Below are 26,152 nucleotides of genomic sequence, written 5' to 3'. Positions count from 1 at the left end.
TTTCGATCACTGTTTCGCTGGAAGAAGATACCAGCAAACGGTTCAGTTCTTCCCATTCCCGGGCAGTGATTTCTCTGTATTCGCCTTCTTTGATTCCATCCAGAGTCAGATTCATAATTCTGATTCTCTTTAACTTCTGTACTTCGTATCCCAGATACTGACACATTCTGCGGATCTGCCGGTTCAGTCCCTGAGTCAGGATGATCCGGAAGCTGCATTCTCCCGTCTGTACTACCTTACACGGTCTTGTCACCGTATCCAGAATCGGAACTCCCCTGCTCATTCTGCGGATAAATTCTTTATCTAAAGGCTTGTTTACTGTAACAAAGTATTCTTTTTCGTGATAGTTACCTGCACGCATGATCTTATTTACCAAATCGCCCTCATTTGTCAAAAGCAGCAGACCCTGTGACTCCTTGTCCAGTCTGCCTACAGGGTAGATCCGTAAAGGATAATCCAGGTAATCTGTCACTGTTGTTTCCTGGCGCTGTTGTTTTGTGCTGCACACAATTCCTCTGGGTTTATTAAAAAGAAGCATTACTTTTTTTTCATTTTTATGGACAGGTACATTGTCTATACAGATTTCATCTTCTGTGCTTACCTTCTGACCGCTTACAGCTTTCTGGCCGTTCACAGTGATCCTTTCTTCTTCGATCATCCGGTCCGCCTCACGTCTGGAGCATACACCCGCCTCGCTTAAATATTTGTTAATTCTGATTTTTTCGTCCATTTTTCTATTATATAATTTTTTTCCCGTCTTATCAACGGGGAAATAAACCAAAATTTGCCAAAGGGGATTTACCTTGTATTTTGTCGTTCTTTATTGTATGATAGGGCTAGTACAGTGTGTTTGAAAATTGCTTTTCGCAAATATACCGCAAAGTTATCATGCATCCGTAAAGAGTTGCCAGTGGCAGGTCCTGTAGGTGGGGTGTGCAGATTGCAGGATTGATTTTTCAAACACGCTCTAAGGTTGTTGGATTTATCTGACTCCGTAAAATGCCGGATATTTCACCACAGCCTTATTACAACTACGCAAAGGAGGCTTTTATGTCAGGCCATTTACCACGTACAAACCGCTGGCTGATCCTGCTTTCCATTGTTCTGTGTCTGATCTTCGGAGGAATTTTTACCCGTTCTTCTGCCGGTCCTTCACAGGTCAGCGCAGGCAGTGATGCCGGAGTTTTTGTATCAGAAGATCAGGATTCTTCGGAGTTTTCTTCTGAAGGAACAGTGGCTGATAATAATGATAATTTTACAGATATTTCTTCCGATAGTTCCGATGATCTTTCACCTGACAGTTCAGATAATGCTTCGGCAAAAAATTCAACTGACAATGCATCCGAAACATTATCTGAATCTACAGAAGAAAAATCCGGCAAAAACTCACAGAAAAACTCTTCAAAGAGTTCTTCCGCAACTTCATCAGGCGGTCCTGTATTAAGTTCTGATATCTCAAAAGAGGCATCAAAAGGTCACTGGGCTTCCAGCGGAAGTAACTGGATGTTTCTCGTAAACGCCAAGCCATATACCGGCTGGCTGACCGACACTGATGGCAAACAATACTATATGGATGACACCGGAATCATGCAGACAGGCTGGACCGATATCGGAAAGAAACGATATTATTTCGACATGGATGGTATTTTGCAGACCGGGACTATTAAAATTGATAAAAAAACTTATGAACTGAATGCGGACGGATCACTGAAAGATTATGTTCCAGCGAAGAATTCTTCTGAGAAATCCAGGAAATCTTCCCAAAATTCTGATTCCAGGAATTCGGAAAGTTCCGGTAAATCCGGCGAAGAGGCAGATGCCTCTGGCAGTTCCAGTAACTCCGATACTTCTAAAGGAAACAATACTTCTAAAGAAAACGATACTTCAACACCCCAGAAGGCAATCGCTCTTACATTTGATGACGGGCCAGGTTCCTTTACTAACCGTCTTCTGGACTGTCTGGAACAGAATAATGCCAAGGCTACTTTCTTTATGGTCGGCACTGAGATTGCCAGTTTTCCGGATGAGGTGAAACGTATGAAGGAGCTGGGCTGTGAACTTGGAAATCATACCTATGATCATACTGAGCTGACAACTTTATCTGTTGATCAGATCAGTTCAGAAATTGCCAGAGTGGATGAGCAGCTCGTCAACCTGACGGGCCAGGGAGCATCTGTTGTCCGACCACCTTATGGTTCTGTCAATGACACTGTTAAGTCTGTGATCGGAACACCTATGATTCTGTGGTCAATCGATACACTCGACTGGAAGACACTTGATGTCGAATCCACTGTAGAAGAAGTTATGAACAATGTAAAAGATGGTTCTGTTATCCTGATGCATGATATTTACAGTACTTCTGTAGACGCTGCAGAGATTCTGATCCCGCAGCTGATTGAAGATGGATATCAGCTTGTGACGATACATGAGCTGGCCGCACTGCACCAGACAGAATTATCCGGCGGAAATACATACAGTGAATTTCATGGTGCTTCTTAGTTTATCATTATTACAGCACAAAAAATACTGCCTATCATCATTTTCCGATGAGTGGCAGTATTTTTTATTATCCGTATTTAATTGTTATTCAAGCAAGTCTCCCCTGATGTATCCGGTCTCACCATCATAATCAATCTGAACCCATTCACCATCAGTGCCTTTCTTCTCAACCTGCTCACCTGCCGAAATCACGCCAAGGATCTCAGCATCTGTGCTTGCTTCAGCACGCACATTACATTCATCTGTAGTAGTAAGCATTGTGCCATCCTCTGCATCTGTTGACACACTTGCTTCCTCTCCGAGGCCATTTAAGAATTCTGCGAGAGATGAATCTGACTGCTGTGCCTGATCCAGCTCATTTTGTACTTTCTTTACAAGGTCAGAAACATCACTGTCTGACAACTGATTCTCCATATATGTAGAAATTTCAGAATCCTGTAAAGCTCCGTTATCGATTACCCAGTTACCTTCACTGTTTTTATACACATAGAACTGAGTCAAAGCCGGTGCTTTCGTCTCGATACCCTGACAGATGTAAGAGAAACAGGCGTAAACCACGTAAGAATCATCTGTCATACCTTTCTTCGTGTACACATCGCCCACTTCATACCCTTCGATATAATCTTTCAAATTTGTGACTTTTGACTCATCGGATGGTGTAAAATCATCTTCAAGAGTCTTCAGCGTTGCAATATCTTTTTCCCCCAGAGCCTGATAATAGCTCTTAATCAATGCAGTGATATCTGCATCTGCTGTTTCCATGGGATTGGCGTCTTCTTTCTTCTCGTCAGACTCCCCTTCACTTGTCGGAGAAGAAGGAACATTTCCCTGGTCTGTGGATGTGGTCTTCTGTCCATCTCCGGAATTCCCCTTATTACTTCCGGAACAGGCACGAATGCCCCAAAACAGGACAACCACGATTATCAGAATCGCACCACCCAGCATAAAATACCGGAGGTTGTCTGACAACCATTCTCTGAAATCATCCAAGTTCTTGTCCTCCTTATGAGTCACTGTTCACTTCGTTTCTCAGCAACTCCTATATGATACAACGCACCGGAACTGTACATACGTCCCAGGCAGCACACCTGAAGGGAATCGAACCCCCGCACATGGTACCGGAAACCACTGCTCTATCCACTGAGCTACAGGTGCAGGTAAGACAATAAATTCAGTAACCTTCACTGCTCTTTAGTTACTAAATTTCCATTTATCATTTTATCACAGCCCTATGTAAAAGTAAAGTTTTTTTTGGAATATGCATAAATGTACCAAACTTATCTACTATTACGATAATTTACGAATCAAGCTGAAAATTTACGATATATTATAACAAAAATACCATGTTTTTAAAGTTTCTCTGCTACTGACATTTTTCACATTCTCTGAAGCAAAAATTTCTGTAACATAATCAGAAACTATGCAGAGTAGCAGTTTCGGCTATCCAAAGCAGAAATTCACTTCCTGCTCCGGATAGTCAATCCGCTACTCTGTCAATTTCTATCTGATGCCAGTACCGTGAATATTAAGTAATTCCTGTTTTAACATAAAAACTTAATTTCAGCAGTACTCATCTCTTTATATCTTCAGATCATCAAATTTCAGTCGGATAATCACCAGTGTAATCGCCATCAGAACAATTCCGGCCGGAAGTGCAATCCAAGGTGTCTGTACAAATCCTGCGATAATATAAGTCAGGAAAGATACAACCGCTGCGACCATTGCATACGGAAGCTGTGTGCTGACATGGTTTACATGCTCACACTGTGCACCTGCAGAAGCCATGATCGTTGTATCAGAAATCGGTGAGCAGTGGTCACCACATACAGCACCTGCCATACAAGCAGAAATAGAGATGATCATCAGTTCGTGGTTTGTTCCTGAGAATACATCAACCACGATCGGGATCAGGATACCAAAAGTTCCCCATGAAGTACCTGTCGCAAATGCGATCACAGCACCAATTACAAAAATAATAGCCGGCAGGAAATTCATCAGTCCGCCCGCGGAGCTCTTAACAACTCCATATACGAAATCAGATGCACCCAGGCTGTCTGTCATGGCTTTCAGTGTCCATGCAAAAGTAAGGATCAGGATTGCAGGTACCATTGCTTTAAATCCATCCGGGATACATGCCATGCAGTCTTTGAAATTCATAACGCGGCGTACCAGATAGAGTACAATTGTGATCACAAGTCCAAAGAAACTTCCAAGTACAAGTCCGATAGAAGCATCGCTCTGTGAAAAAGCAGTTACAAAATCAGTTCCGCTAAAGAACCCACCAGTATAGATCATACCAATAACGCAGCACACTACAAGGCTGATGATAGGAATCAGAAGATCAATCACCTTGCCACGTGGATTACTCTTCTCATCCTCGGCAGCGTTTGCATAAGGACGTGCAGGTGTCGTATAAATATCACCTTTTAACGCATTTGTTTCATGAACACCCATCGGGCCAAATTCTACTTTCATAAAGACCATGGCGATCATCATGAAGATTGTAAGCAAGGCATAGAAGTTATATGGAATTGCATGTACAAACAGTGAGATTCCATCCTCTCCCTCTACGAACCCGCTGACTGCTGCTGCCCATGAAGAAATCGGAGCGATAATACATACAGGAGCTGCTGTCGCATCGATCAGATAAGCCAGCTTTGCACGGGATACGTTGTGCTTGTCAGTTACAGGACGCATAACGCTTCCTACTGTCAGACAGTTAAAATAGTCATCGATAAAGATCAATACGCCGAGAACAACTGTTGCAATCTCAGCACCGGCTCTTGTCTTGATTCTCTTACTTGCCCAGCGACCAAAAGCTGCTGAACCTCCGGCTCTGTTCATCAGGCAAACCATCGTTCCGAGGATAACCAAGAATATCAGGATACCCATATTATAGGAGCTTGTCAGAACACTGATCATTCCGCCTTCAAAGATATGAAGGATTGTTCCCTCAAAGCTAAATCCTGAGTAAAACAGTGCGCCAACTAAAATTCCGATAAACAGCGAACTGTATACCTCCTTTGTGATCAACGCCAGCGCAATGGCAACGATCGGCGGAACCAGTGCCCAGAATGTACCATAAAATTTTGCAGATGCTGCCGCTTCTTCCTCTGCTGCAAGTACAGTCAACGGACTTGCAAGGATCATCAGCATGATCACTGACAGAACAGCTGATATTTTTTTTACATTTTTTTTCATGAATGTACCTCCCTCTTTTGTAGATATGTACGATATGTTACAATCCTGCCCGAAAGGCCTTTTATATCGCAAGAACATTACTGAGCAATTTCCTGTGATATTTTTATGTAACAGGAGATTCCAACAGAATTTTCTATTACATAAAAAATACCACAAATGCATTCTGAAACACATTCGTGGTATCTGTTATACATTACAGTATACGTTACATCCGATAGCGCTTCACCCAGGTGACAGTACGGCGCATATTCTGCGACGTCCCAGGAATCTGCCCCCTGACCTGTCAGATTCCTTCGGCGGTTTTCCCTTTCTCCGGATGGGTGTCATTCCATCTCTCCCGAACTACTAATGAATCCCGCGCCTCTATCATTACATATCATTTCACTTACTGTATCAGTTTTCCTGACAAATAGCAATAGGTATCTGCTTCTTTTTCATTAGTTATTTTATTAACGAAGATTGCCCGTACACTGCTATTTTTGAGGAATTTTGGCATAATATACCCAAACAGGTTCTTCGGATAAGATTCCTTTCCGGCAAACTCTATTTCCGGTAAGCCTTAGCCATTATATTTATAAACATAATGAGTCTCTGTCTGCGCGACCAGTTCACATCCGTTATTTACCAGAAACTCATGATCTACCTGCCCGATTGCGGTTACCACAAAATCGGTCTTTGTCTTCTTGAGAGCTTTTTTGAATTGATCAGGGCTGTCATAAATATGATAATCGATCACATCCAACAACGCCTTCTGCCGTTTATAAAAGCCACTGTTTTCATCGAAACTTCCAGCTACCGTACTTCCTGCGCGATAAATACTTGCATTTCGGCTGACCACAAGACCGATACCGGCATCATACTGTCTCACAATATTGTTTAAGCTGCTGTCAAATACAACCCTTGGGAAATCATTCTCCTGATTTTGATGAATCACATCGCAGACTGCCCTCAGATCATCCGGAACTTTATATATATTCTCCGTCATCGCAAAATTGGTCACCACACCATCAAGCGGATTTCCCAGTAACACAAAGCAACCAAGTACGACTATCGCCGCAAGCGCGCGCTGCCATTTTTTTCTGAAAACACTTACCAGTTTTACCCCGTAATATGCTACGGCAGGAATAACCGGCAAAATCCAGATAAACCTGTAATATTCGTTTTCGAACTTCACTTTCGCGATCAGATATTTCACAACCAGCGGATTATAAACTGTGAGCAATAAGAAAAGTACATATCCTATAAAAATTCTGGAATTCTTTTTACGTCCCCAGATCAACGTGCATATGATACCCACTACAAACAGAAAAGGATACCAGCAGGAACTCCAGTATAACTTCATACATGCACTGACAAAGCGGAGTCCATATTCCTGAATCGTTACACCTGCCATTATTATCTCCTCCTATTTAAGATGCCGCCAGCGTCAGCAGACCAATCCTGCATGCAAAAAAGACAGCCGCATACAATATTGACGGGATCATACACACAGCACAATATACCAAGCCCGAAATTTTCTTATTCATAACTGCTACAGGTGCCATCCCCGCCGCGATTACGATTGGGAAAATAATCGCTGAACCGGAAAATGTCAATGCACTGACAGCTGTGATAAACAATACAATCCAGACATTTCTGTCGTTTTTTTCCTGAAGATACCATATCGCACACATCAGCACTGCAGGAATGGCGATATTGGCAAGAATTGCCTTTCCCTCATAACTTCTTGTAAAGAAAAAAGTACCAGAAGAATAAATCGTTCCACAAAACAACTGCAATACACATGTAAATACCACCATCAGGTCTGCTTTTTTTCTGTTTCCGTCAAACAGTCTCTTACCAATCTGGTAGATAATCAGGTTAGCTGTTAGCACATTCATACATGACATCACAAGCTTTGCCTGTACAATCGGGTGTATTCCCAGAAGCCTGCACCAGACTGCATTATTCATCGGATATGCAGAGAAAACATATCTGGCCTGAAAAACTTTCAGGATTATTCCATTGTAAGGATTATATCTGCCAAGCGTATCTGTATATACAGAAGTGCTCACCGTTCCCACATAATATGCCGCATCTACCGTCGTATCTTTATAGAAGATTACAATCAGGCACTGCAGAAGAACTACAGCACCTGCGATAATAATCATTATCGAATGCCTTTTCCATATATCAGAAATACTGTTGCCTTTTTTCGGTGTGATATCTCCGGAAATTCCTGCTGCATCTGGCAAATTCTTACTATACTTATCTTTTGTTTTTTTCTTTACAGCACAGATAATCGCCACTATAACAGTAATAATCATAAGCCCTGCCCATATACAGGCAGCTGTGGTAAGAGAAACCCATTTTAAAGTCATAGGCACTGTCACCAGTTCAAATACAGCAGAATACGTCAGATATCCAAGAATAAACGTCAAAGAAACGTCTTTTTTCATTTTCAGTATTCTTGTCAGAAGACTGCCCACAGCATAAAAAGCTGCAAATTCCAGCACAAATCCTATACACGCAAGGCATAGTTCCTTCATCTGTCAACCTTCACCTCTGTTTTGGCATTCTCTTTCATCTGGTCTTTTGCTTCCATTTTATTCTTCAGGATTCCCATCGCGATTTTCTCCGGAGTCATCGGAAGTTCTGTCAGACGTACACCTGTTGCATTGTAAATTGCTTCTGCAATTGCCGGACACGGGGTATCAATAACCAGTTCTCCGATTGATTTAGCACCAAATGGGCCTGTCTTTTCGTAACTGCTCTCGAATGCCACACGAATATTTCCAATATCCTGTCTGGTCGGAATCTTGTACTGCATGAAGGAGTTATTGCGGATTTTCCCCTTGTCTGTGTACTGTACATCTTCCCAGAGTGCCATACCGATTCCCTGCGCAATACCACCTTCGGTCTGGACGCGGGCAAGATTTGGATTGATTGGCGTACCACAGTCAACTGCTGCTACATAATCAAGTACATCCACATTTCCTGTCTCTGTATCGACTTCCACTTCTACCATGCCAACCATGAATGGTGGCGGAGAAATCGGGGAGGAATGCTGCTGTACGACCTGAAGTTCGACATTGTTAAAGAATGTGCTCTTCAATGCGATATCTTCTATAGAAACTTTCTTTTCGGCCAGATCTGCCTTGTCATCTGCGGCCGTAGAAGTCATACTATTTTCTTCTGCTGTGGCAGCATCACCATCTTCATCACAGTCATAATCATAGAAGACATAAGAACCATCAAAATCAACCTTGTTCTCATCAACTTCCATCATCTCTGCACCAAGCTTACAGATTTTCTTCTTAAGCTCCTCGCAGGCTTTCATTACCGCCACGCCGGTAGTATATGTAGTGGAAGAAGCATAAGATCCTGAATCATATGGGGAAATATCTGTATCTACGCTGAATACTACAATATTATCCATCGGAGTATTCAGACAGTCTGCTGCAATCTGTGCCATAATCGTGTCACAGCCTGTACCCATGTCAGTACATCCAAGCGCAAGAGTATAGGATCCATCTTCATTTAACTTGATATCTGCTCCGCCGACGTCTACTCCCGCAATGGAAGATCCCTGCATTGCCATGGCAACACCAACTCCACGGACTTTGCCATTACCCATATCGCGGCGTGGGTATTTTGCATCCCAGTCCATCATCTCTTTGGCACGTGCCATACAGCGATCCATCGCACAGCTCTGTGCATATGGCACATCCGGATAACCTGGAAGAGGGCCACCTTCTACCGGCATATTCAGTTCCTTGATTTTAACAGGATCCATTCCCATCTGATGTGCAAGTTCATTTACCGCAGACTCTACCGCAAAAATACCCTGGGTAGCACCATAACCACGATAAGCTCCTGCTGCCTGTATATTTGTATATACAACATCAAAAGCAAACTTGTATGCTTCTGTATGTCTGTAAAGACCGATTGATTTATGCCCACTAAGTCCTACCGTTGTAGAACTGTGTTCGCCATATGCCCCTGTATTGGATAAGGTATAGACATCGATTGCCTTAATGATACCATTCTCATCTGCCCCGGCACGTACTGTAATCTCCATCTCATGACGTGGAGAAGAACAGATCATGGATTCATATCTGGAAAAAATCATCTTAGATGGACGGCCGGTTTTCCATGTAACGATTGCCGGATAAATCTCGCTGACAGATGTCTGTTTCGCACCAAAGCCTCCTCCAATTCGCGGCTTGATCACGCGGACTTTGGAAGCCGGAATGTCGAGCGCTCTTCCTACGATTCTTCTTACATGGAACGGAATCTGTGTAGAAGACAACACGATCAGTCTTCCAAAATGGTCCAGATAGCAGGCGGTACGGAAAGTCTCCATCATTGTCTGCTGATTTGCTTTTGTATGATAAGTACGCTCAACTGTATATTTACATTTGGAAAGAACCTCATCTACGTTTCCATGCTCTTCCACCGCAGAGGCACATAAATTTCTCTTATTATCTCCGCCAAGCGGAATTTTCAGTTTCCAGTCTTCCTCCGGATGGACAAGAATCGGGTTATCTTTCGCTTTGTGAATGTCAAGAACAGGGGCTTCCACACGATAATCCACACGGATTCTCTTTAGTGCCTTATCTACCGCTTCCTCAGTCTCACCGGCTACGATAGCAACCGCATCTCCCACGAAACGGACATGGCGGTCAAGGATCAATCTGTCATCCGGGCTCATTTCCGGAGCAGTCTGACCGGCAAGAGTGAAACGCTTCTTCGGCACATCTTTATAGGTAAGGACACAGGCAATGCCTGCTACTTTCTCTGCCGTACCAGTCTTAATGTCCTCTACCCACGCATTGGCATGAGGGCTTCTTAGAACTTTGACGATCAGGCAGTCCTTTGGCGCCAGATCATCTGTATAGACAGGCTTTCCTGTCACCAATGACATCGCATCTGTTTTTCGTACAGGTTGATTTACATATTTCATCTTATGCTTCCTCCTGTGCTTTCTTATATTTCAGGAATTTCAGGATACTCTTTGTCTGAGAAACGAAACCGGAACATCTGCATAAATTTCCGGCAAGATACTCTTTGATCTGTTCCTCTGTCGGTTCTTTGATCTCATTTAACATTGCAAACACATTCATAATAAATCCAGGATTGCAGAAGCCACATTGTTCCGCACCTTCATTCGCCAGGAAACTTCCAAACTCTTTCGCTTCCCTCTGCATTCCTTCCAATGTGACAATCTTCTTTCCCTCAACACGGGCTGCAAGTGTACTGCAGGAGAGTACCGGACGTCCGTCTACCAAAACTGTACACAGACCACAGTTTGCTGTCTCGCACCCTCTCTTTACGCTGTAACATCCCTGCTCTCTCAAAAAATCAATCAGCAGTGTGTCAGGATAGATCTCCGCATGGCGGTTTACCCCGTTAAGCCAGAAATTAATATTCATTCTTCATCCCTCCTACTGCTTCCCATGCTCTTCTTGTCAGTACTTTTACAAGAAGACTTCTATATTCTTCTGATCCTCGCATATTGCCTGTCGTCGGAACATTCCCGGCCGCATATTCGGCAAATTCTTCGATTGCCTGCGCTTTCTGCTTCTTTGTCATATTTTTAAAATTCTTAAGGATCTGTTTCTTATCTTCTACGACCATGGCTCGTGCAGGTCTGGCACCGATTACTGTTCTTGCCTCATCTCCGATCACTGAAGCAGTACAGGTCAGTACCGGGAAATCTGTCTTCGTGTTTCTTTGGCTTAAATAACAGGTAAGAAGAGGCTCTTTGCGCACAATAATATTCACAAGGATGTCATTATCTTTCTTCATGTTTACAAATTCAGTCAGTGGAATGCGGCCTGCATCATATAATTCTACCCATGTGTCCATTCCAAGGAACATGGTCAGAACATCTGAGAAACCAAATCTTCCATAAATGCTTCCTCCCACAGTGGCACAGTTTCGAAACTGTACTCCCACAATGTGGCAAAGGCTTTCTTTCATAGCTCCATGTGTGTAGGTGTTCAGAGCCTCATTTGTCTCCAGATCACGAAGCGGAGTCATGCAGCCAATCACGAATTCATCATCATCCTCAGAGATCGTATCCAGTCCCAGACCGGAGAGATCAATTGCTGTAGATACTGCTCTGTTGCCCATCTTCATCCAGACCATTCCGCCAAGAACACGGGCTGTTTTTTTCTGGTTCAGCTCATAAGCCTCTGCCAGACTGTTTACCTTTACATAGCTTTTGATTTTCAGCATTATGTATTGTATCCCTTTCTTCCATACTTATCATTTATCATAAGAGTTACGGACTGCTGTTTCTTCAGGTCTCCAGACTCTGCTCATTGTTCTCCTGAGTCTGTTAAACAGCAGTATATTTACGGACATTTATGCACAACCCGTAAACGTCTGTCGGCATCTGCCAGACAGCCAATTAAATATAATAACATAACTTAAAGAAAATATCTATAAATAACCACTATCTTATAAATAAATTTTCCAATTTAATTTTATCATACGCAAAATATCCACGTCTATTGATAAATTTGTCCAAAAAAGCAGCAAAAAAATAGCTGGAATTACCAGAGAACTATCATTTTGTAAATAATTTCTCTTAGTAATCCCTGCCGGAATTTATCCGGAATAACGTAACGCGTCAATCGTTTTTTTGCGCGCGGCTTTATTTGCAGGATACAATCCAAATACAATGCCGATGATTCCTGAGAATATTACAGAAATCCATACAACGTTCATGTCCATGGTTAAATTCATGGAACCCTGCATCACTTTTCCAGCAACCTGTAATGCCACCCAGGACACCCCATGTGACTTTCTATTTCTTTCAAATATAACAATATCTTTCGTAAAGGTCTACTTATTTTTGTATAGTATATATAAATTTTCTTGTATTATTTTTGTTTTTTTATGTATTTTACTGGTATTTTTCTGACATTAGTGTTATAATGTTAACAAATAAAAGACTTGTTACTATTGACAGGTGATACGATATCAGGATTATGGGAGCTTTGGCTCAGGTATCATAAGATAACAGTAACAGGGATGTCATAAGGAGGTTTTGATTATGAGTAAACGCGTGATTACAATAAACAGAATGCTCGGCAGTAATGGCCGTCTGATCGGTAAAGCTCTGGCAGAAGAACTTGGATTTGCTTTTTATGACAAAGAACTAATCGATATTGCAGCTCAGAAAGAGAATATTCCTTTTGATGTGCTTGCCAAAGTTGATGAGAAACGCGGCAGTCAGTGGCGTTTTCCTATCGATCATGATCTTCAGATGGACAGCGATTTCCACTTCGTTCCGATGAATGATGTTCTCTTTGATCTTCAGCGCAAGATTATTCTGGATGCAGCGGAGAAGGAGGACTGCGTAATTGTCGGACGATGCGCGAATTATATTCTTGATAATAAATGCCTGAGCGTATTTATCCATGCGCCATTTGATTATCGTGTACAGACTATCATTGAGCGTACCGGACGGGAAGAAAAGAGTGCTCAGAAACTCGTTAAGAAAGTTGATAAAGAACGCCGTACTTATTATGAATATTTCACTGATAAGAAATGGAAAGATATTTCCCAGTATCATCTGGCATTTGACAGTAGCAAATTTGACCAGGATACGATCGTTAAGATGATTAAGATGGCATTATAAAATATTAGTAAAAAACAGGTTCCCTCGCGAACCTGTTTTTTTATTGCAAGCTATATTACCAAACTGTCTCTTCTGATTTTAATTATGCGGATATTTCCCGTGCTCTTTATTTGTTCAGAATATATTGTTTCAGGAAATCATAGATCTGATTTTCTGTAGGCGGGCATCCGTTTACATTGTGTTCAAATTTACAGGTGCAGGCACCAACGCCCAGTTTTCCTGTTTTGCCACGGTAACCCTGCCCGATACAGATCTTTGTATCCAGTTTTTCAAAAAGCCCATCATTTTTGAGCATTTCCAGTGCAGGGATAAGGTATCCATAGCAGGCACTGCAGGATTCTACTTCTTCTACAGCATCCTGAAGTTCTACTACCTTTCGGGATTTCGGCAATTCCTTTCGGGCAGTTTCCTCACAGTAAATGATGTGAGCATTTTTCAGATCTGTGTTTCCGACTCCCAATTTTTCTGCCAGTCCGATATAAGGAACATCTTTTGTCTCATAGTGCATGACCTGACAAACATAGGAATCAATCAGCACCGGGTCCATTCCTGCCCAGATTCGATTCATCACTACTGGATTTCCACCATCCTCGAAATCCAGATCTCCGCAGATATTGTCGACTACGATAAAGTCCTGATGAATTCCGGCATTGAGATGTGCGATTGGCTTATGCAATCCCATTGCATGGAATCTGCGTTTCTCGGTGTTGGGAATCAAGCCTTTCATATTCTTTAATGCACAGGTTATCTTTGTCTGACAGTGACCTTTCAATACCGGAACATTGATCAGAAAATCAACTTTTTCTACTCGTTCACAGATATTTAATTTCACGCCTTTACAGTCGCGTTCTATTCCTTTATCTTCCTGCATATCCCAGAAAGGCACCTGATATTTCTCTGAAAGTTCCCGATAGCCGCATATCTCGTAACTCTCTTTCGTCTTATCACCGACCCAGGAACCTTCCAGAATTGCAATATTTTCATATCTGTTCTCCTGCAGATATTCGATAATTCCCGCCACGATCTCCGGATGTGTGGTAGCTCCCCAAGAGGCTTCAGATGGTGAGACAAGATTTGGTTTGATGCCGATCTGTATTTTCTTATCTGTTATCCGAGATACAAGGTCACATTGCGCAAGGAGTTCTTTTGTCATTTTTATGTATTGGGTACCACTTTTTATATAGATTTCATTTTTATTCATTGTGTTGTCCTTTTCTCTATGTAAATTGTGTGATTTCTCTTGTGCATTGTATCACAACTATTCCTGACCTGCAATAATCCGCCACTCACCACATATCGGTTAATATTTTATCTGTGAACTGTTGAGGCGATACCCTGCACCCCATACGGTCTCAATAATCTGGGGATTTCTCACTCCATCTTCCAGCTTCTCCCTGAGACGGTTAATATGTACAGAAACGGTAGCCGCATCCGAAACATACATAATGTGCATACATTTTCTTTTATGATCCGCACTTTGTTTTTCGTAATCTGTGTAGACAGATCCTGATCCGACATCTCTGCGCGGCGCTGTCTCACTTCTTCCGTTGTAAGACCCATTAGATTCTTTTACATGTTCCTTAGCCTCCTGTTACTTATTTCCTTTAACGATACCCTATCATACAGGGCTAAAGATTCTTCTGAAAAAAGTTAAACATTTTATAAATAAAAATGCCATCAGTTACAAACTTATTCCATAACTGACAGCATTTCATTTTACAAATATTCCTACAGATATTTCTGCATATCATCCCGCAGATTCTCTTCCATTCCAATAAGCTTCTTTGCAATGGAAATACTTTCGGACGACGCATCTTTGCATTGGTGCATGGCTTCTGTGATAGACTGGATTCCCATGTTGCAGCCATTCATGATGATCTTAACCGCCTGTTTATTCTCATCTTCTCCGGTCATCATTTTTACACCTGTCGTCATCCACGAAAATGTGGATACTATAACACCCGGTTCTTTCTCCGGCTGGCCTGCGCGAAGAAGTATTTTGGAAATTTCCTCTTCCAGTTCCTTATGTTTTGAACAGGATTTCTCAATCGTTGCTGCGATTTTGGCGTCTGTCACATGATGCTGTACCTGCTCCATGCTCTCGATTCCCATCTTGCATCCGACACTGCATTCTTCTAATAGTTTCTTTGTGCTGTTGTACATATCTGTCCTCCTGTATAAAAGTTTACTTTCTATATAGAAGATAGTATATGTACTTTTTGGCTATTTATGTATTCTTCCTGTTACTGGGCACGGAGTGAACAGTAACTCTTTTCTATCTGTGCAAAGCAATCGCTATATTCAGATATGACGCAAAAGTAAGCCAGATCAGATACGGGATCATAAGCTTTGCCGCGCCTTCATCAATTTTTGCAAATTCTTTTATCATAACAAATACCAGATACCATAACAGCAACAGCCAGACTACCGCAAATAACTGCCAGCCGAAATTAAAGAAAAGTATCGGCCATAAGAAGTTTACCGCCAGCTGGATCAGGTACAGTTTCAGTACTTCTGCTTTTGGATCTTTCATGTATATTCTGTATGCGGCAATTCCCATCAGTGTATAAAGGATCAGCCATACTACTGGAAATACCCATCCCGGCGGCGATGATGGCGGGCGGTACATTTCCTGGTATTGTTCCATACTTTTAAAAGTAAGAAAGCCTGCAATCACTCCGGTTCCCAGAGAAATTAACAGGCTGATCAATAAGGGTTTTTGCTTCATTAAAGAGCTCCCTTTGTTTGTAAAATTAATTTATTATATTCTGCTGTCATGGCAGACATTCTACTTTTGGCTGCGTTACTGAGAATATTATCTATTGTCTGCTTTATTAGTTTTTCTTGTGAAAATACTCATTCTCTGCACCAGATTCATTTCTTTGATATATAAGTGCTGTCTTGCTTGCAGCGCCCTTTCCCATGTTTGTCTCATCTCCATTTATGAGAAAGACCTTATGACTGCTCCTGCATTTTTTTCTGATATGCTGACATCAGATGATATACCAGTGTGCTTGCAAATACTGCTACCAGAAATCCTCCCAGAACATCTCCCGGATAATGGACTCCCAGGTAAAGTCTTGAGAAGGCTATCATTCCTGCCAGGATCACTGCCGGAATTCCAAATTTCTTCGGAAGCATTCTAAATAGTATCAGCGCGCACGCAAATGATGCACATGTATGACCAGACGGGAATGAAAAATCCGTCGGTTTTGTGATCAGAGGAATAATCTCTGTATAAGCGTCAAAAGGTCTTGGGCGGGCAACAATATTCTTCAGCAGCACATTCGTGATAAGGAAGCCTACTGTAATGGAAAGTAATGCCGCAATCCCCGTCGGATGTGTTTTCTTATACACCAGCAGTCCGGCTGCCAACACAAGCCAGAACCATCCTCCATTTCCCAGAAAAGTGATCACTTTCCAGAAAGGTGTCAGGGCATCTGCTCTTAAATGTTCCTGTATCCACAATAAAATACTCATATCGATCTGCTGCAATGTCATCATTAAAAATTCACCCACCATGTTTTTATTTATCATTTTTTAATTGTTCAAAATCTTTTCGGTAAGAACACGGATATTTACATTTATCATCATGGGCTGCACTCCTTTCATTTAAGATGTGCTCAGTATAACCGGCAGTCTTAAATCTGAAAGTAAAATTTTCTAAATATTTTTTAAACTCTGTGCTCTTTTCCTTACGTATCTGCGTCTGCTATCAGCAAAAGCCTCCAGAATCGCATATAGAAATACTGAAATATACAGAATATATGGTACAAAAACTGCATGTCCTACAAAATCCATATATAGATTATACCAGTCCAGTACTTTTAGCGCAATACAGACCATGCTACATATGATACACAAGTTTAACCGAATCAAGTAAGTCCCCTGTTTCAATTGCGAAGAGCAATAAGCAGGGGACTTACTTGATTCGGTTAAAAAAACGAGGATAAAAAGATGAATATTTCTTAAATAATTTATGGAATACCAACAAGCAAGCAGCCATAAAAGTCATAATAATGTATAAATTTGTCAAAATAGAGATAGCGCATTCCCCGCATGAAAGCTATGATAAAAACAGGTGAAATAATATGCTCTGATCAGACAAAAAGAAAATTTATAATTTATTATGGGGGTAAATATGACAAATACAGTATCAGCCGGTAAAGATGATTTCTATCGGCAAATGTTTCGGCTGACGATTCCGATCATTATCCAGAATCTGCTCAGCGCAGCGGTCAATTCCGCAGACGTAATTATGCTCAATTACGTCGGACAGTCTGCGATTTCCGCAGTGTCCCTGGCTGCCAATTACTCCAATATCCTGTTTATGGTATATTACGGACTTGGCACCGGCGCATCTCTTCTGTGCGCACAATATTTCGGAAAAAATAATATGCAGGCAATTCATGCAATCGAGGGAATTGCGCTTCGTTTTTCAATCGCAATTTCCGCGATCGTAGCAATGATTGCCTTCATTGCGCCTCAGCTTATGATGAAAATATTCACATCTGACCCTGAACTGATCTCCATTGGTTCTTCTTATCTCAGAATCATGGGCATCACTTATCTGTGTTGGGGTATTACAGAAGTTTACCTGGCGATTCTGCGCAGTGTTGGACGTGTAACGATCAGTATGGCATTGAATATGCTGGCTTTTGTCCTGAACATTATTCTGAATGCAACCTTTATCTTTGGACTGTTCGGAGCTCCAAAGCTTGGCGCTACAGGTGTTGCGATTGCAACTGCTTCTTCCAGATTCATAGAATTGATTGCCTGCGTGATCGTATCTTTCCTGAGTAAGAATGTGAAACTGAACCTGACATATATGTTTATCCGCAGTAAAGTATTGTTCCGGGATTTCATTAAATTGTCACTTCCTGCGCTTGGAAATGACATTTCATGGAGTGTAGCATTCTCCATGTATTCAGTAATCCTCGGACACCTTGGCACGGATGCAGTTGCCGCCAATTCACTGGTTACTGTTGTCCGCAATATCGGCTCTGTTTTCTGCTTTGCCATTGCCAGTGCAGGAACGATTCTTCTTGGAAATGTTATGGGAAAAGGTGATCTGGAAAAGTCAAAAGTATATGCTTCCAGAATGTTAAAGATGACTGTCATCGCCGGTGTGATCGGTGGTGTGATCGTATTTGCCATCACCCCTGTGGTTATGAGATTTGCCTCTTTAAGTGACGGGGCAATGCACTATCTGAAATATATGCTGCTGATCAATACTTATTACATTATGGGTTCTGCTGTCAATACCGCACTGATCGCCGGGATATTCCGGGCAGGTGGAGATACGAAATTCGGGCTCATCTGCGATACGATCGATATGTGGGTGTACGCAGTACCGCTGGGATTCTTCGCAGCATTTGTGCTGAAGCTTCCTGTGCTTTGGGTATATTTCCTGTTATGTACAGACGAATTCGTCAAGTGGCCATGGGTATTCCACCATTACCGTAAAAGAACATGGGCACAGAATATTACAAGAGAGGATTTGTTTGAACAGGAACAAATTTCTTAAATCTCTGATTTTTCAAAAAGCATTATAATTCTATAAACATAAAAATAGCAGGAGCACTCATTAAGAGAACATTCCTGCTGTTTTTATGTCTGCAAGCCTTCGCTCACAGGCATTCATTTTCAGTTATAAAAATGATTATAATGTATTCAGGTCGATCTTGTAATCGTCAGATCCCTGACCGTCTACTGTGTAGTATGCGGCTTTCTGCTCAACGTTTACATAAACACTGATATCTTTTCCTTTGATGTCTTTCGCTTTAATGTCTTCTTTGATTGCTTCCTCGATGGAGCTCATTGTAACTGCAAAACCAGGTAATTCGATAGTTGTTTCTACGAATTTTTTGATGTCGATATTTTTAGCCACTTCTTTTACTGCTTTCTTTACAGTTTTTTTTGCTTCTTCTACAACCGGTGCTTTCGCAATATCAGATGCAACGTCTTTTGCTTCATCAATCACTTCCGGAGCTTTGGCAATTGTTTTCTCTACTGTTTCTTTCACTGTCTCTGTTGCTTTGGTTGTAGCTTCTTTGATAGTTGCTGTTGCTTTTGAAGTTGATTTTTTTCTCATAATAATCTCCTATTCCAACTGATTGGTCTAACAGTTTCCTACCTACCATAACACAAAATCCAGATAATGTCAAATTTTTGTCAGATTCTGCTGCCCGCCGGAAAGCTGGTTTGGAAGTTTTCGCTGGTGCTCGTAAATTCCAAGAGTATGAAGCAGTTCATCTACATCCAGAGGTTTGTCACTAAGATAAGCACCCACCTCAATATTTTCCCTGACTGTAAGATTGGGGATCAGATTATACATCTGGAAAATATAGCCGAGATGTTTTCTTCTGTATAACGAAAGTTTCTTCTCTGACATATCCGCCAGACGTTCTCCGTCTATCACTAAGTTTCCTTCGTCTGCACTGTCGATTCCGCCAATAATGTTCAGAAGTGTAGACTTTCCTGAACCGGACGGACCAAGCAGAACGCAGAATTCTCCTCTTTCAATCTCAAGATCTAAGCCTTTCAGCACATCAACACGACTGTCACCTGTGCCAAAGGATTTTTTGATTCCCTGTATTTGCAAAAACATATTTTCTTTGCTCCTCCCTCATGTAACCTTGTAGTTTCACTATTTGGTTATTTATCGCTAACTTTATGTTAGTTTAAACTTACTCGGTTGTCAACTGATTTTCAGAGTTTCGTGAAGTTTCGTAAGATTTTTTATTGAGACTCTAAGGGATAGGGAAGAAACAAGTCAGGAGGGACGGTCAGAACTATGTTTTATTTTCGGGACGGTTTCCACGGTCTAAGATATTCTAAGTCGTCAGAAATCTGCTAAAACCATGAACCGCCCTGTCAAACTCGCTCCGCTGCAGGATTCGCTCAAACACGTGAGGCGGGACATATGCATAAGCTGATTTTTGAGGCATATAAAGCCGGTGAGATTGATAGAGCTGGCGAGTTGATGAAGAAGCATCTGGACGATTCTTTGCAGTATGCTTTATCTTGTCTGTAATTTATTAGTTACTGTTCACTCCGTTCTCAGTAACATTTATTAAGCATTTCATACTTTTTGAATGTCAAAATATATTGACTTTTCTTTTTTGCCTTGCTATATTTTTCTTGATTACATATTACAGAGGAGAATTATCATGAATCCTATCAGAAAAATATATTGCAGGGCTTTTCAGAAAGCTTTTCACATCGCTATCCCATTTTTACCTTACCGCAAACCGAAAATCGCCGGAAGTGTTAAAGAACTTCCGGAAATCATCATGCGCCATAAATGTACACATGTGCTGATCATCACAGACGCGGGAATTGCCCGTCTCGGACTTACCAGACGTCTGGAGAAAACGCTGAACGAAGCCGGAATTCCTTATACAATCTATGATAAAACAGTTGCCAACCCTACTACCGTAAATGTTAAGGAGGCACTGAATCTTTATCACGAAAACGGGTGCGATGCTATCATCGGTTTCGGCGGCGGTTCCAGTATGGACTGTGCAAAGGCTGTCGGTGCACGCGCAGTAAAGCCAAAACAAACTCTGGCTCAGATGAAGGGAATCCTGAAAGTACACAAGAAACTTCCACTTCTTATGGCAGTTCCTACTACTGCCGGTACCGGAAGTGAAACTACTCTCGCAGCTGTAATTACCGATGCAGATACCCGATATAAATATGCGATCAACGACTTTCCACTGATTCCCCGCTATGCAGTACTTGACCCGAAAGTAACCTTAAGCCTGCCGCCATTTATCACCGCCACCACAGGCATGGATGCCCTCACTCACGCAGTCGAAGCATACATCGGAAACTCTACCACAATAGATACCCGCAGGGACGCTTTAAAAGCTGTAAAACTGATTTTCGAAAATATTTACACTGTTTATGAACATGGTGATAACATCCAGGCGCGTCGGAATATGCTCCATGCTTCTTTCTATGCAGGCTGTGCATTTACCAAATCTTATGTAGGATATGTTCACGCAGTTGCTCACTCACTTGGAGGAGAATATAACGTGCCTCATGGACTTGCCAATGCGATTCTGCTGCCTATGGTGCTTCGTGAATATGGAAGCTGCATTAATAAAAAACTCCACAATCTGGCTGTTGCTGCCGGACTCGCGGATAAGAACACACCAGATCATGAAGCTGCAGAACTTTTTATTCAGGCAATCGAAGAAATGAAACAGAAATTCGGAATCGGAGATACTGTAAAAGAGATCCAGAAAACAGATATCCCGAAGCTGGCACATTATGCAGATAAAGAGGCAAATCCTCTGTATCCTGTGCCAAAGCTGATGGATGCATCAGAACTTGAGAAATTTTATTATATGCTGATTCCTGAATCTGATAAATAATACAACACAATCAAAATTCTACTGACACCAGAACACAGTAGTGGCTACAATACTTTATGATAATATTGCAGATGAAAATTCAGTCAAGTTATCTAGAGCATATTTGAAAAATCATTTCCACAATCTGTACGCACCAGTACATCATTCTTATATTATATATGGAGGGACTATTCAATGACAGAAACAGAAATTAAAGAAATCGTCCAGAAACAGCGTACCTATTTTTATACCGGCGCAACTTTACCAGTTGATAAAAGAATTGAAGCTTTAAAAAAATTAAAATTCTGTATTCAGAAATATGAACCATTGATCAATGAAGCATTAAAGCGCGACCTCGGCAAGAGTAACTTCGAGTCTTATATGTGCGAGGTCGGACTTGTACTCTCCGAACTCAGCTATATGATCTGCCATACGCCATCCTACGCAAAGGAAAAAAACGTAATAACCCCTCTTGCACAGTTCGCCTCCAGAAGCTATAAAAAGCCATCCCCTTATGGTGTAGTTCTTGTTATGAGTCCTTGGAATTATCCGTTCCTGCTCACCATCGATCCACTGATAGATGCGATTGCCGCAGGAAACACCGTAGTATTAAAACCAAGTGCTTACTCACCCAATACAAGTCGTGTCATTGAAACTATCATCTGCGAATGTTTTGACCCGCATTATGTAACCGTTGTAACAGGCGGACGCACAGAAAATACTGCGCTCCTCAATGAACATTTCGACTATATCTTCTTCACCGGAAGCCAGAATGTTGGTCGTGAAGTTATGTCAAAGGCATCTGCACACCTGACTCCTGTTACCCTGGAACTTGGTGGAAAAAGTCCCTGTATCGTAGAAAAAAGTGCCAACCTGAAACTGGCAGCCAGACGGATTGTATTCGGAAAATATCTCAACTGCGGTCAGACCTGTGTTGCACCAGATTATATCTACTGTGATAAGGAAATTAAAGATGAACTGATCCGCCAGATTCAGAAACAAATTAAAAAACAGTTTGGATCTGCACCTCTGAATAATAAAAATTATGGCAAAATCATCAATGAGAAACACTTTACCCGTATCAGCAGCCTGATTGATCCGAACAAAGTAGTCTGCGGTGGTGACAGCAACCCGAAAACTCTGCAGATTGCACCTACTGTCATGAATCATGTTACTTTCCAGGATGCAGTTATGCAGGAAGAAATCTTTGGTCCGGTACTTCCTGTACTGACCTACAATTCACTGGATGAAGCTATCGTAACCATCAACTCCATGGCGCATCCACTGGCTCTGTATATCTTCACTTCCGCCAAAGATATAGCCCGCAAAGTCACCTCTCGCTGCGGATTCGGCGGTGGCTGTGTGAATGATACAATCATCCATCTGGCAACCAGCGAGATGGGATTTGGTGGCTTTGGCGAAAGCGGTATGGGATCTTACCACGGCAGAGATGGGTTCAATACTTTCTCTCATTTCAAGAGTATTGTAGATAAAAAAACATGGCTGGATCTTCCTATGAGATACCAGCCATACAAAAAAATCTATGAAAAACTACTTAGAAAGTTCCTGAAATAAGGAACTTTCTTCTATTATTACTACTTTTCTTACACCGCATCTTTATATACTCTCTGTATATGCATCGCCAGATATCCAATCTCCGTCTCGTCCAGCTTATGTCCGATACATCCTTCCAGATTCTTACATATATCCGCCGCAATCTCATAGGCCTGTGGATACTGATCCAGCATATATTCGTTCATATCCAGATTCAGTTTCTCCCCAGTTGATGCGCGTGCCACCATATATTTCATATGATTCATCAGACGATTATATGACAGAGAAAGTACATCAATCGGCTTGCCTGTCGCCTTCTCGATCATGTCAATACACTCTCTCACTGCCCTTGCAGTCTGCATCGCAACAGATACCTTCTCATCGCCAATTGCAGAATGGATATGAAGTGCCACATATCCAACTTCATGGTCATCAATTTCTATCTGAAATCTCTCCTTCAAAATTGCTTTCAACGTCTCTGCAACCTTAAATTCACTGTAAAAAAGCACTTTGATATCCTCAGTCAGAGGATTACTGATCTGCTCATTTCGGCGAATTCTTGCAACTGCAAAAGAGATATGGTCTGCAAGTGGGAAAAGAATTCCTCTGTCTACAGAATCTCCAAATACTTTCTGCGCCTCTGTCAGAATCTCATCTGCAATTTCCAGATACTCCGGCTCGATTCCCTTTACCAGTTCTTTCGCAGATCCGCGCTCCGTTTCCTGTTCCAACCGATATAAAGTACACTCTGCTGGTTTATCAAAACGCTGGCTGACTTTCTTACCAAAGCCAACCCCCTTGCCGAGAATGACATATTCCTGATTTTCTTCCATATCAATAGCTATTACGCCATTGTTATTTAATACTTTGCTTACTCTGTACATGTTTAAGGATCCCCTCATTTAATCTTGTATTAATCGTATCAGAAATTTTTCTTAATGTAAACCACCAAGTTATGACTGTCTACTCCATTTTCATTCGCCAGTATTACTGTTCACTTCGTTCTCAGTAACCAATCGGTAATATCTGATTTCTCTTATAAGCCATTTTATGCAGCCAACGCATTTGCATTTATCTGATCAATTGTTTTTCTGATTCCTATCCACACATTTAAATCAGTAAATATATCTACAATACTTCCCTGATCTGTAAATGGTGCTTCCTGAAGAACAGATAAATCCTTTAGCATTCCATTATGCACAATATACTCTACGATCTGATTTACAAAGTAAATCTGTCTGCTATCCAGGTTCGTATCATTCAGATACTGTGAGAATGCAGCTTTCGCGGCATTCATATCAAGTCCCACAATCTCACGCACAAATTCTCCCAGCGGTTTTTCACCATATTCAGATTCATAGTCCTGCTTTGTCCCAAGCTCACTCCACAAAATATTCTCCAACACCTTCATATCTTTTTCTGTTAGCGGAATAATGCTGGCATACTCCTTTTAGATACCAGCATCCTTCAACCATTGTGTCTATAACATTTTATTTTCTCTGTAGCATTCGAATATATATGATGGGTTTTCATAATAGACACTGCTATTATAATCATCTATTTTTTCACTGATAAAAGAATTATATACTTTTATCAATGCCTCAACAGGTTCTATTCGCTCACTCTGCACTACTTGCCCTTATCCAAAATATTGTTGCATCAAACTATCAAATAACATCTGTGTCTTATCAAGTGCTTTCTGTATTTCAACTTTTTATCGATCTAACTCTTCCATAATTTTCGTATTCATAAAATCATACGATTGCCAATTTTCTTTTCTGGTGTTTATCTCCCTAATATTTTCCTTAAAAATCCTTCATCCGGATGTTCCGGATTTTCAAAGAAAATATCTATCTTCCCATGCTCTGCGGATCTGTCTTCAAATGCCGGAAATATAAATCCGTATTTTGGTTTTCCTGCATTATAGTCTTTATCTACCGGTGCAGCTACACACACAAGGAAGCTATAAACTTCTTCCGATTCCCATTGTTCGCTCTGATCTGAGCCTTTCTTTGGAATATCGTAGATTCCATGGTAAATATAAATTCCAAATTCCTGCCCGCGTAAATGATTTGTCCTGTTGGGCTTGTCTTCTGTGCCGCAGATTCCCTCTGCCAGCTGTTCACAAAGTGTCTGCACAAGAAGATCATCTTTTAAACCATATTGCGATAATGCCATTAGCAGTTTATGAATACTATCATATGCCAGATCTCCTGCCGGAAATTTATAACATTTTAACTGCTCATTTGTTTTTGAAAACGGAATCGTTTTCGCAAGATCCAGATTAACTTGCTGGTCATGTTTTCCCATATTCTTAAAGTTTACATTAAAAGTATTATCGATATATCCATCTTCGTCTATGTAAGCGCCTGCTGCACGCATAAAACAATTTCTGGATAAGGTCATCCTGCGGGTTAACTCCAGCATATCATTTCTGTTTATCATACTTTTTCTTTTCCTTTATATCTGTCCGATTTTTTATTATGTTTTTCCATACTGCGTTTATGTTTTATTTATTATACTTTTCTCTCAGATAAATCTTTAACAGAAATTGTGCGATTAGCCTTTCTTCCATATGCCCTGGCAATCTGTATTCCATCTGCAATTTCACACGCCTGCTGATAATAATATCCCACTGCCGTTTTAAAAACCTCCGGGCGTTTCCCTTCTAGTAAATCCGGACTTAGACGAATTTCTTTTTTATATGGAATATTTTCATTTTTACAGCGTATAAAATTTTTCTGCGTTGTGAACCTCACATGACTGAAGTCACATGCTTCCAGACGCTTTAGGCGTCAGACTGAATATCGACGGATACGCCTGTAACTTAGGTGCGCAGTTATGCGCATTTCCCATGCCAGATATGGCTGGTTCCCACATTACAGGTAGTCCGCTGTATATC

Annotated in this window: 21 protein-coding genes, 1 tRNA gene, 4 pseudogenes and 1 riboswitch; of the genes and pseudogenes, 6 read left to right on the top strand and 20 right to left on the bottom strand. The window is 41.4% G+C overall.

Annotated features, from left to right (window positions below; all coding sequences use genetic code 11):
• Positions 1 to 76: 76 nt before the first annotated feature.
• Positions 77 to 730: pseudogene (locus tag ACTNC0_RS11480) on the bottom strand (pseudouridine synthase); the annotation flags it as partial.
• Between the two features lie 194 nt (positions 731 to 924).
• Here ACTNC0_RS11480 and ACTNC0_RS11475 point away from each other — a divergent pair.
• Both ACTNC0_RS11475 and ACTNC0_RS11470 read left to right on the top strand, forming a co-directional pair.
• Positions 925 to 990 (top strand): annotated as a pseudogene (locus tag ACTNC0_RS11475) (DUF6783 domain-containing protein); the annotation flags it as partial.
• 60 nt (positions 991 to 1,050) lie between these two features.
• Positions 1,051 to 2,499 (top strand): polysaccharide deacetylase family protein, encoded by a 1,449-nt coding sequence (locus tag ACTNC0_RS11470; RefSeq protein ID WP_441087477.1) that lies wholly within the window; start codon positions 1,051 to 1,053, stop codon positions 2,497 to 2,499.
• An 84-nt stretch (positions 2,500 to 2,583) separates the two neighbouring features.
• Here ACTNC0_RS11470 and ACTNC0_RS11465 read toward each other — a convergent pair whose 3' ends face one another.
• The 9 genes from ACTNC0_RS11465 to ACTNC0_RS11425 all read right to left on the bottom strand — a co-directional run bounded on the left by ACTNC0_RS11465 (position 2,584) and on the right by ACTNC0_RS11425 (position 12,474).
• On the bottom strand, positions 2,584 to 3,489 hold the full coding sequence (locus ACTNC0_RS11465) for an SH3 domain-containing protein (protein ID WP_441087476.1): 906 nt from the start codon (positions 3,487 to 3,489) through the stop codon (positions 2,584 to 2,586).
• 93 nt (positions 3,490 to 3,582) lie between these two features.
• Positions 3,583 to 3,654, bottom strand: a tRNA-Arg gene (locus tag ACTNC0_RS11460).
• Positions 3,655 to 4,077: 423 nt separating this feature from the next.
• Positions 4,078 to 5,700 (bottom strand): Na+/H+ antiporter NhaC family protein, encoded by a 1,623-nt coding sequence (locus ACTNC0_RS11455; protein ID WP_441087475.1) that lies wholly within the window; start codon positions 5,698 to 5,700, stop codon positions 4,078 to 4,080.
• Between the two features lie 207 nt (positions 5,701 to 5,907).
• Positions 5,908 to 6,074, bottom strand: a riboswitch (Lysine riboswitch).
• A gap of 185 nt (positions 6,075 to 6,259) precedes the next feature.
• Positions 6,260 to 7,093, bottom strand: coding sequence for a hypothetical protein (locus ACTNC0_RS11450; protein ID WP_441087474.1), 834 nt, complete (start codon positions 7,091 to 7,093; stop codon positions 6,260 to 6,262).
• A gap of 16 nt (positions 7,094 to 7,109) precedes the next feature.
• Positions 7,110 to 8,228, bottom strand: coding sequence for a DUF6077 domain-containing protein (locus ACTNC0_RS11445; RefSeq protein WP_441087473.1), 1,119 nt, complete (start codon positions 8,226 to 8,228; stop codon positions 7,110 to 7,112).
• Positions 8,225 to 10,645: a xanthine dehydrogenase family protein molybdopterin-binding subunit gene (locus tag ACTNC0_RS11440; RefSeq protein WP_441087472.1), complete on the bottom strand. Its 2,421-nt coding sequence runs from the start codon at positions 10,643 to 10,645 to the stop codon at positions 8,225 to 8,227. The genes ACTNC0_RS11445 and ACTNC0_RS11440 overlap by 4 nt, the downstream gene beginning before the upstream one ends.
• A gap of 1 nt (position 10,646) precedes the next feature.
• Positions 10,647 to 11,114, bottom strand: coding sequence for a (2Fe-2S)-binding protein (locus tag ACTNC0_RS11435; protein WP_441087471.1), 468 nt, complete (start codon positions 11,112 to 11,114; stop codon positions 10,647 to 10,649).
• The gene (locus tag ACTNC0_RS11430) at positions 11,104 to 11,922 is read right to left on the bottom strand and encodes an FAD binding domain-containing protein (protein ID WP_441087470.1); all 819 of its coding nucleotides are present in this window, start codon (positions 11,920 to 11,922) and stop codon (positions 11,104 to 11,106) included. The genes ACTNC0_RS11435 and ACTNC0_RS11430 overlap by 11 nt, the downstream gene beginning before the upstream one ends.
• 375 nt (positions 11,923 to 12,297) lie before the next feature.
• The gene (locus ACTNC0_RS11425; RefSeq protein WP_441087469.1) at positions 12,298 to 12,474 is read right to left on the bottom strand and encodes an ABC transporter permease; all 177 of its coding nucleotides are present in this window, start codon (positions 12,472 to 12,474) and stop codon (positions 12,298 to 12,300) included.
• 271 nt (positions 12,475 to 12,745) lie between these two features.
• On the opposite strand from ACTNC0_RS11425, the gene ACTNC0_RS11420 reads away from it, so the two are divergent.
• Positions 12,746 to 13,333, top strand: a complete 588-nt coding sequence (locus tag ACTNC0_RS11420) for an AAA family ATPase (protein WP_441087468.1) — start codon at positions 12,746 to 12,748, stop codon at positions 13,331 to 13,333.
• Positions 13,334 to 13,439: 106 nt separating this feature from the next.
• Here ACTNC0_RS11420 and ACTNC0_RS11415 read toward each other — a convergent pair whose 3' ends face one another.
• The 5 genes from ACTNC0_RS11415 to ACTNC0_RS11395 form a co-directional block, all read right to left on the bottom strand.
• Entirely contained in the window at positions 13,440 to 14,534 is a 1,095-nt protein-coding gene (locus tag ACTNC0_RS11415; RefSeq protein WP_441087467.1) for a DUF362 domain-containing protein, read from the bottom strand.
• Positions 14,535 to 14,633: 99 nt separating this feature from the next.
• Positions 14,634 to 14,786 (bottom strand): winged helix-turn-helix domain-containing protein, encoded by a 153-nt coding sequence (locus tag ACTNC0_RS11410; protein WP_441087466.1) that lies wholly within the window; start codon positions 14,784 to 14,786, stop codon positions 14,634 to 14,636.
• Positions 14,787 to 15,061: 275 nt separating this feature from the next.
• On the bottom strand, positions 15,062 to 15,496 hold the full coding sequence (locus ACTNC0_RS11405; RefSeq protein WP_300335483.1) for a DUF2383 domain-containing protein: 435 nt from the start codon (positions 15,494 to 15,496) through the stop codon (positions 15,062 to 15,064).
• Positions 15,497 to 15,608: 112 nt separating this feature from the next.
• Complete coding sequence (locus tag ACTNC0_RS11400) at positions 15,609 to 16,061, bottom strand: TspO/MBR family protein (RefSeq protein ID WP_441087465.1); 453 nt, start codon at positions 16,059 to 16,061, stop codon at positions 15,609 to 15,611.
• Positions 16,062 to 16,288: 227 nt separating this feature from the next.
• Positions 16,289 to 16,837 (bottom strand): phosphatase PAP2 family protein, encoded by a 549-nt coding sequence (locus tag ACTNC0_RS11395; protein ID WP_441087464.1) that lies wholly within the window; start codon positions 16,835 to 16,837, stop codon positions 16,289 to 16,291.
• Positions 16,838 to 17,474: 637 nt separating this feature from the next.
• Here ACTNC0_RS11395 and ACTNC0_RS11390 point away from each other — a divergent pair.
• On the top strand, positions 17,475 to 18,860 hold the full coding sequence (locus ACTNC0_RS11390) for an MATE family efflux transporter (protein ID WP_441087463.1): 1,386 nt from the start codon (positions 17,475 to 17,477) through the stop codon (positions 18,858 to 18,860).
• Between the two features lie 135 nt (positions 18,861 to 18,995).
• Here ACTNC0_RS11390 and ACTNC0_RS11385 read toward each other — a convergent pair whose 3' ends face one another.
• Positions 18,996 to 19,427 carry a DUF6465 family protein gene (locus ACTNC0_RS11385; protein ID WP_441087462.1) on the bottom strand — a complete coding sequence of 144 codons (432 nt, stop codon included), beginning with the start codon at positions 19,425 to 19,427 and terminating at the stop codon, positions 18,996 to 18,998.
• Between the two features lie 72 nt (positions 19,428 to 19,499).
• A pseudogene (locus ACTNC0_RS11380) lies at positions 19,500 to 19,943 on the bottom strand (ABC transporter ATP-binding protein); the annotation flags it as partial.
• A gap of 562 nt (positions 19,944 to 20,505) precedes the next feature.
• On the opposite strand from ACTNC0_RS11380, the gene ACTNC0_RS11375 reads away from it, so the two are divergent.
• Together ACTNC0_RS11375 and ACTNC0_RS11370 are read left to right on the top strand one after the other, a co-directional pair.
• A complete protein-coding gene (locus ACTNC0_RS11375) occupies positions 20,506 to 21,717 on the top strand; it encodes an iron-containing alcohol dehydrogenase (RefSeq protein ID WP_441087461.1) in 1,212 nt (403 codons plus the stop codon).
• Between the two features lie 174 nt (positions 21,718 to 21,891).
• On the top strand, positions 21,892 to 23,271 hold the full coding sequence (locus ACTNC0_RS11370) for an aldehyde dehydrogenase (protein ID WP_441087460.1): 1,380 nt from the start codon (positions 21,892 to 21,894) through the stop codon (positions 23,269 to 23,271).
• 29 nt (positions 23,272 to 23,300) lie between these two features.
• Here ACTNC0_RS11370 and ACTNC0_RS11365 read toward each other — a convergent pair whose 3' ends face one another.
• From ACTNC0_RS11365 to ACTNC0_RS11355, 3 genes and pseudogenes are all read right to left on the bottom strand, one after another.
• Complete coding sequence (locus tag ACTNC0_RS11365; RefSeq protein ID WP_441087459.1) at positions 23,301 to 24,134, bottom strand: PRD domain-containing protein; 834 nt, start codon at positions 24,132 to 24,134, stop codon at positions 23,301 to 23,303.
• Positions 24,135 to 24,298: 164 nt separating this feature from the next.
• Positions 24,299 to 24,679: pseudogene (locus ACTNC0_RS11360) on the bottom strand (type I restriction-modification enzyme R subunit C-terminal domain-containing protein); the annotation flags it as partial.
• Between the two features lie 356 nt (positions 24,680 to 25,035).
• A complete protein-coding gene (locus ACTNC0_RS11355) occupies positions 25,036 to 25,695 on the bottom strand; it encodes a DUF4317 family protein (RefSeq protein WP_441087458.1) in 660 nt (219 codons plus the stop codon).
• Between the last annotated feature and the right edge of the window lie 457 nt (positions 25,696 to 26,152).

It is taken from the genome of Blautia sp. HCP3S3_B11, from assembly GCF_052064435.1.
Classification (GTDB): Bacteria; Bacillota; Clostridia; order Lachnospirales; family Lachnospiraceae; genus Blautia_A.
This window is presented reverse-complemented; position numbering and strand designations above follow the sequence as displayed.

Excerpts from the sequence above, each read along its gene's own strand:
- ACTNC0_RS11455 (WP_441087475.1), bottom strand. The coding sequence starts at position 5,700 with ATGAAAAAAAATGTAAAAAAAATATCAGCTGTTCTGTCAGTGATCATG.
- ACTNC0_RS11410 (WP_441087466.1), bottom strand. The coding sequence starts at position 14,786 with ATGCACATTATGTATGTTTCGGATGCGGCTACCGTTTCTGTACATATT.
- ACTNC0_RS11445 (WP_441087473.1), bottom strand. The coding sequence starts at position 8,228 with ATGAAGGAACTATGCCTTGCGTGTATAGGATTTGTGCTGGAATTTGCA.
- ACTNC0_RS11440 (WP_441087472.1), bottom strand. The coding sequence starts at position 10,645 with ATGAAATATGTAAATCAACCTGTACGAAAAACAGATGCGATGTCATTG.
- ACTNC0_RS11430 (WP_441087470.1), bottom strand. The coding sequence starts at position 11,922 with ATGCTGAAAATCAAAAGCTATGTAAAGGTAAACAGTCTGGCAGAGGCT.
- ACTNC0_RS11365 (WP_441087459.1), bottom strand. The coding sequence starts at position 24,134 with ATGTACAGAGTAAGCAAAGTATTAAATAACAATGGCGTAATAGCTATT.
- ACTNC0_RS11405 (WP_300335483.1), bottom strand. The coding sequence starts at position 15,496 with ATGTACAACAGCACAAAGAAACTATTAGAAGAATGCAGTGTCGGATGC.
- ACTNC0_RS11435 (WP_441087471.1), bottom strand. The coding sequence starts at position 11,114 with ATGAATATTAATTTCTGGCTTAACGGGGTAAACCGCCATGCGGAGATC.
- ACTNC0_RS11450 (WP_441087474.1), bottom strand. The coding sequence starts at position 7,093 with ATGGCAGGTGTAACGATTCAGGAATATGGACTCCGCTTTGTCAGTGCA.
- ACTNC0_RS11385 (WP_441087462.1), bottom strand. The coding sequence starts at position 19,427 with ATGAGAAAAAAATCAACTTCAAAAGCAACAGCAACTATCAAAGAAGCT.
- ACTNC0_RS11400 (WP_441087465.1), bottom strand. The coding sequence starts at position 16,061 with ATGAAGCAAAAACCCTTATTGATCAGCCTGTTAATTTCTCTGGGAACC.
- ACTNC0_RS11415 (WP_441087467.1), bottom strand. The coding sequence starts at position 14,534 with ATGAATAAAAATGAAATCTATATAAAAAGTGGTACCCAATACATAAAA.
- ACTNC0_RS11390 (WP_441087463.1), top strand. The coding sequence starts at position 17,475 with ATGACAAATACAGTATCAGCCGGTAAAGATGATTTCTATCGGCAAATG.
- ACTNC0_RS11420 (WP_441087468.1), top strand. The coding sequence starts at position 12,746 with ATGAGTAAACGCGTGATTACAATAAACAGAATGCTCGGCAGTAATGGC.
- ACTNC0_RS11395 (WP_441087464.1), bottom strand. The coding sequence starts at position 16,837 with ATGATGACATTGCAGCAGATCGATATGAGTATTTTATTGTGGATACAG.
- ACTNC0_RS11375 (WP_441087461.1), top strand. The coding sequence starts at position 20,506 with ATGAATCCTATCAGAAAAATATATTGCAGGGCTTTTCAGAAAGCTTTT.
- ACTNC0_RS11370 (WP_441087460.1), top strand. The coding sequence starts at position 21,892 with ATGACAGAAACAGAAATTAAAGAAATCGTCCAGAAACAGCGTACCTAT.
- ACTNC0_RS11355 (WP_441087458.1), bottom strand. The coding sequence starts at position 25,695 with ATGATAAACAGAAATGATATGCTGGAGTTAACCCGCAGGATGACCTTA.
- ACTNC0_RS11470 (WP_441087477.1), top strand. The coding sequence starts at position 1,051 with ATGTCAGGCCATTTACCACGTACAAACCGCTGGCTGATCCTGCTTTCC.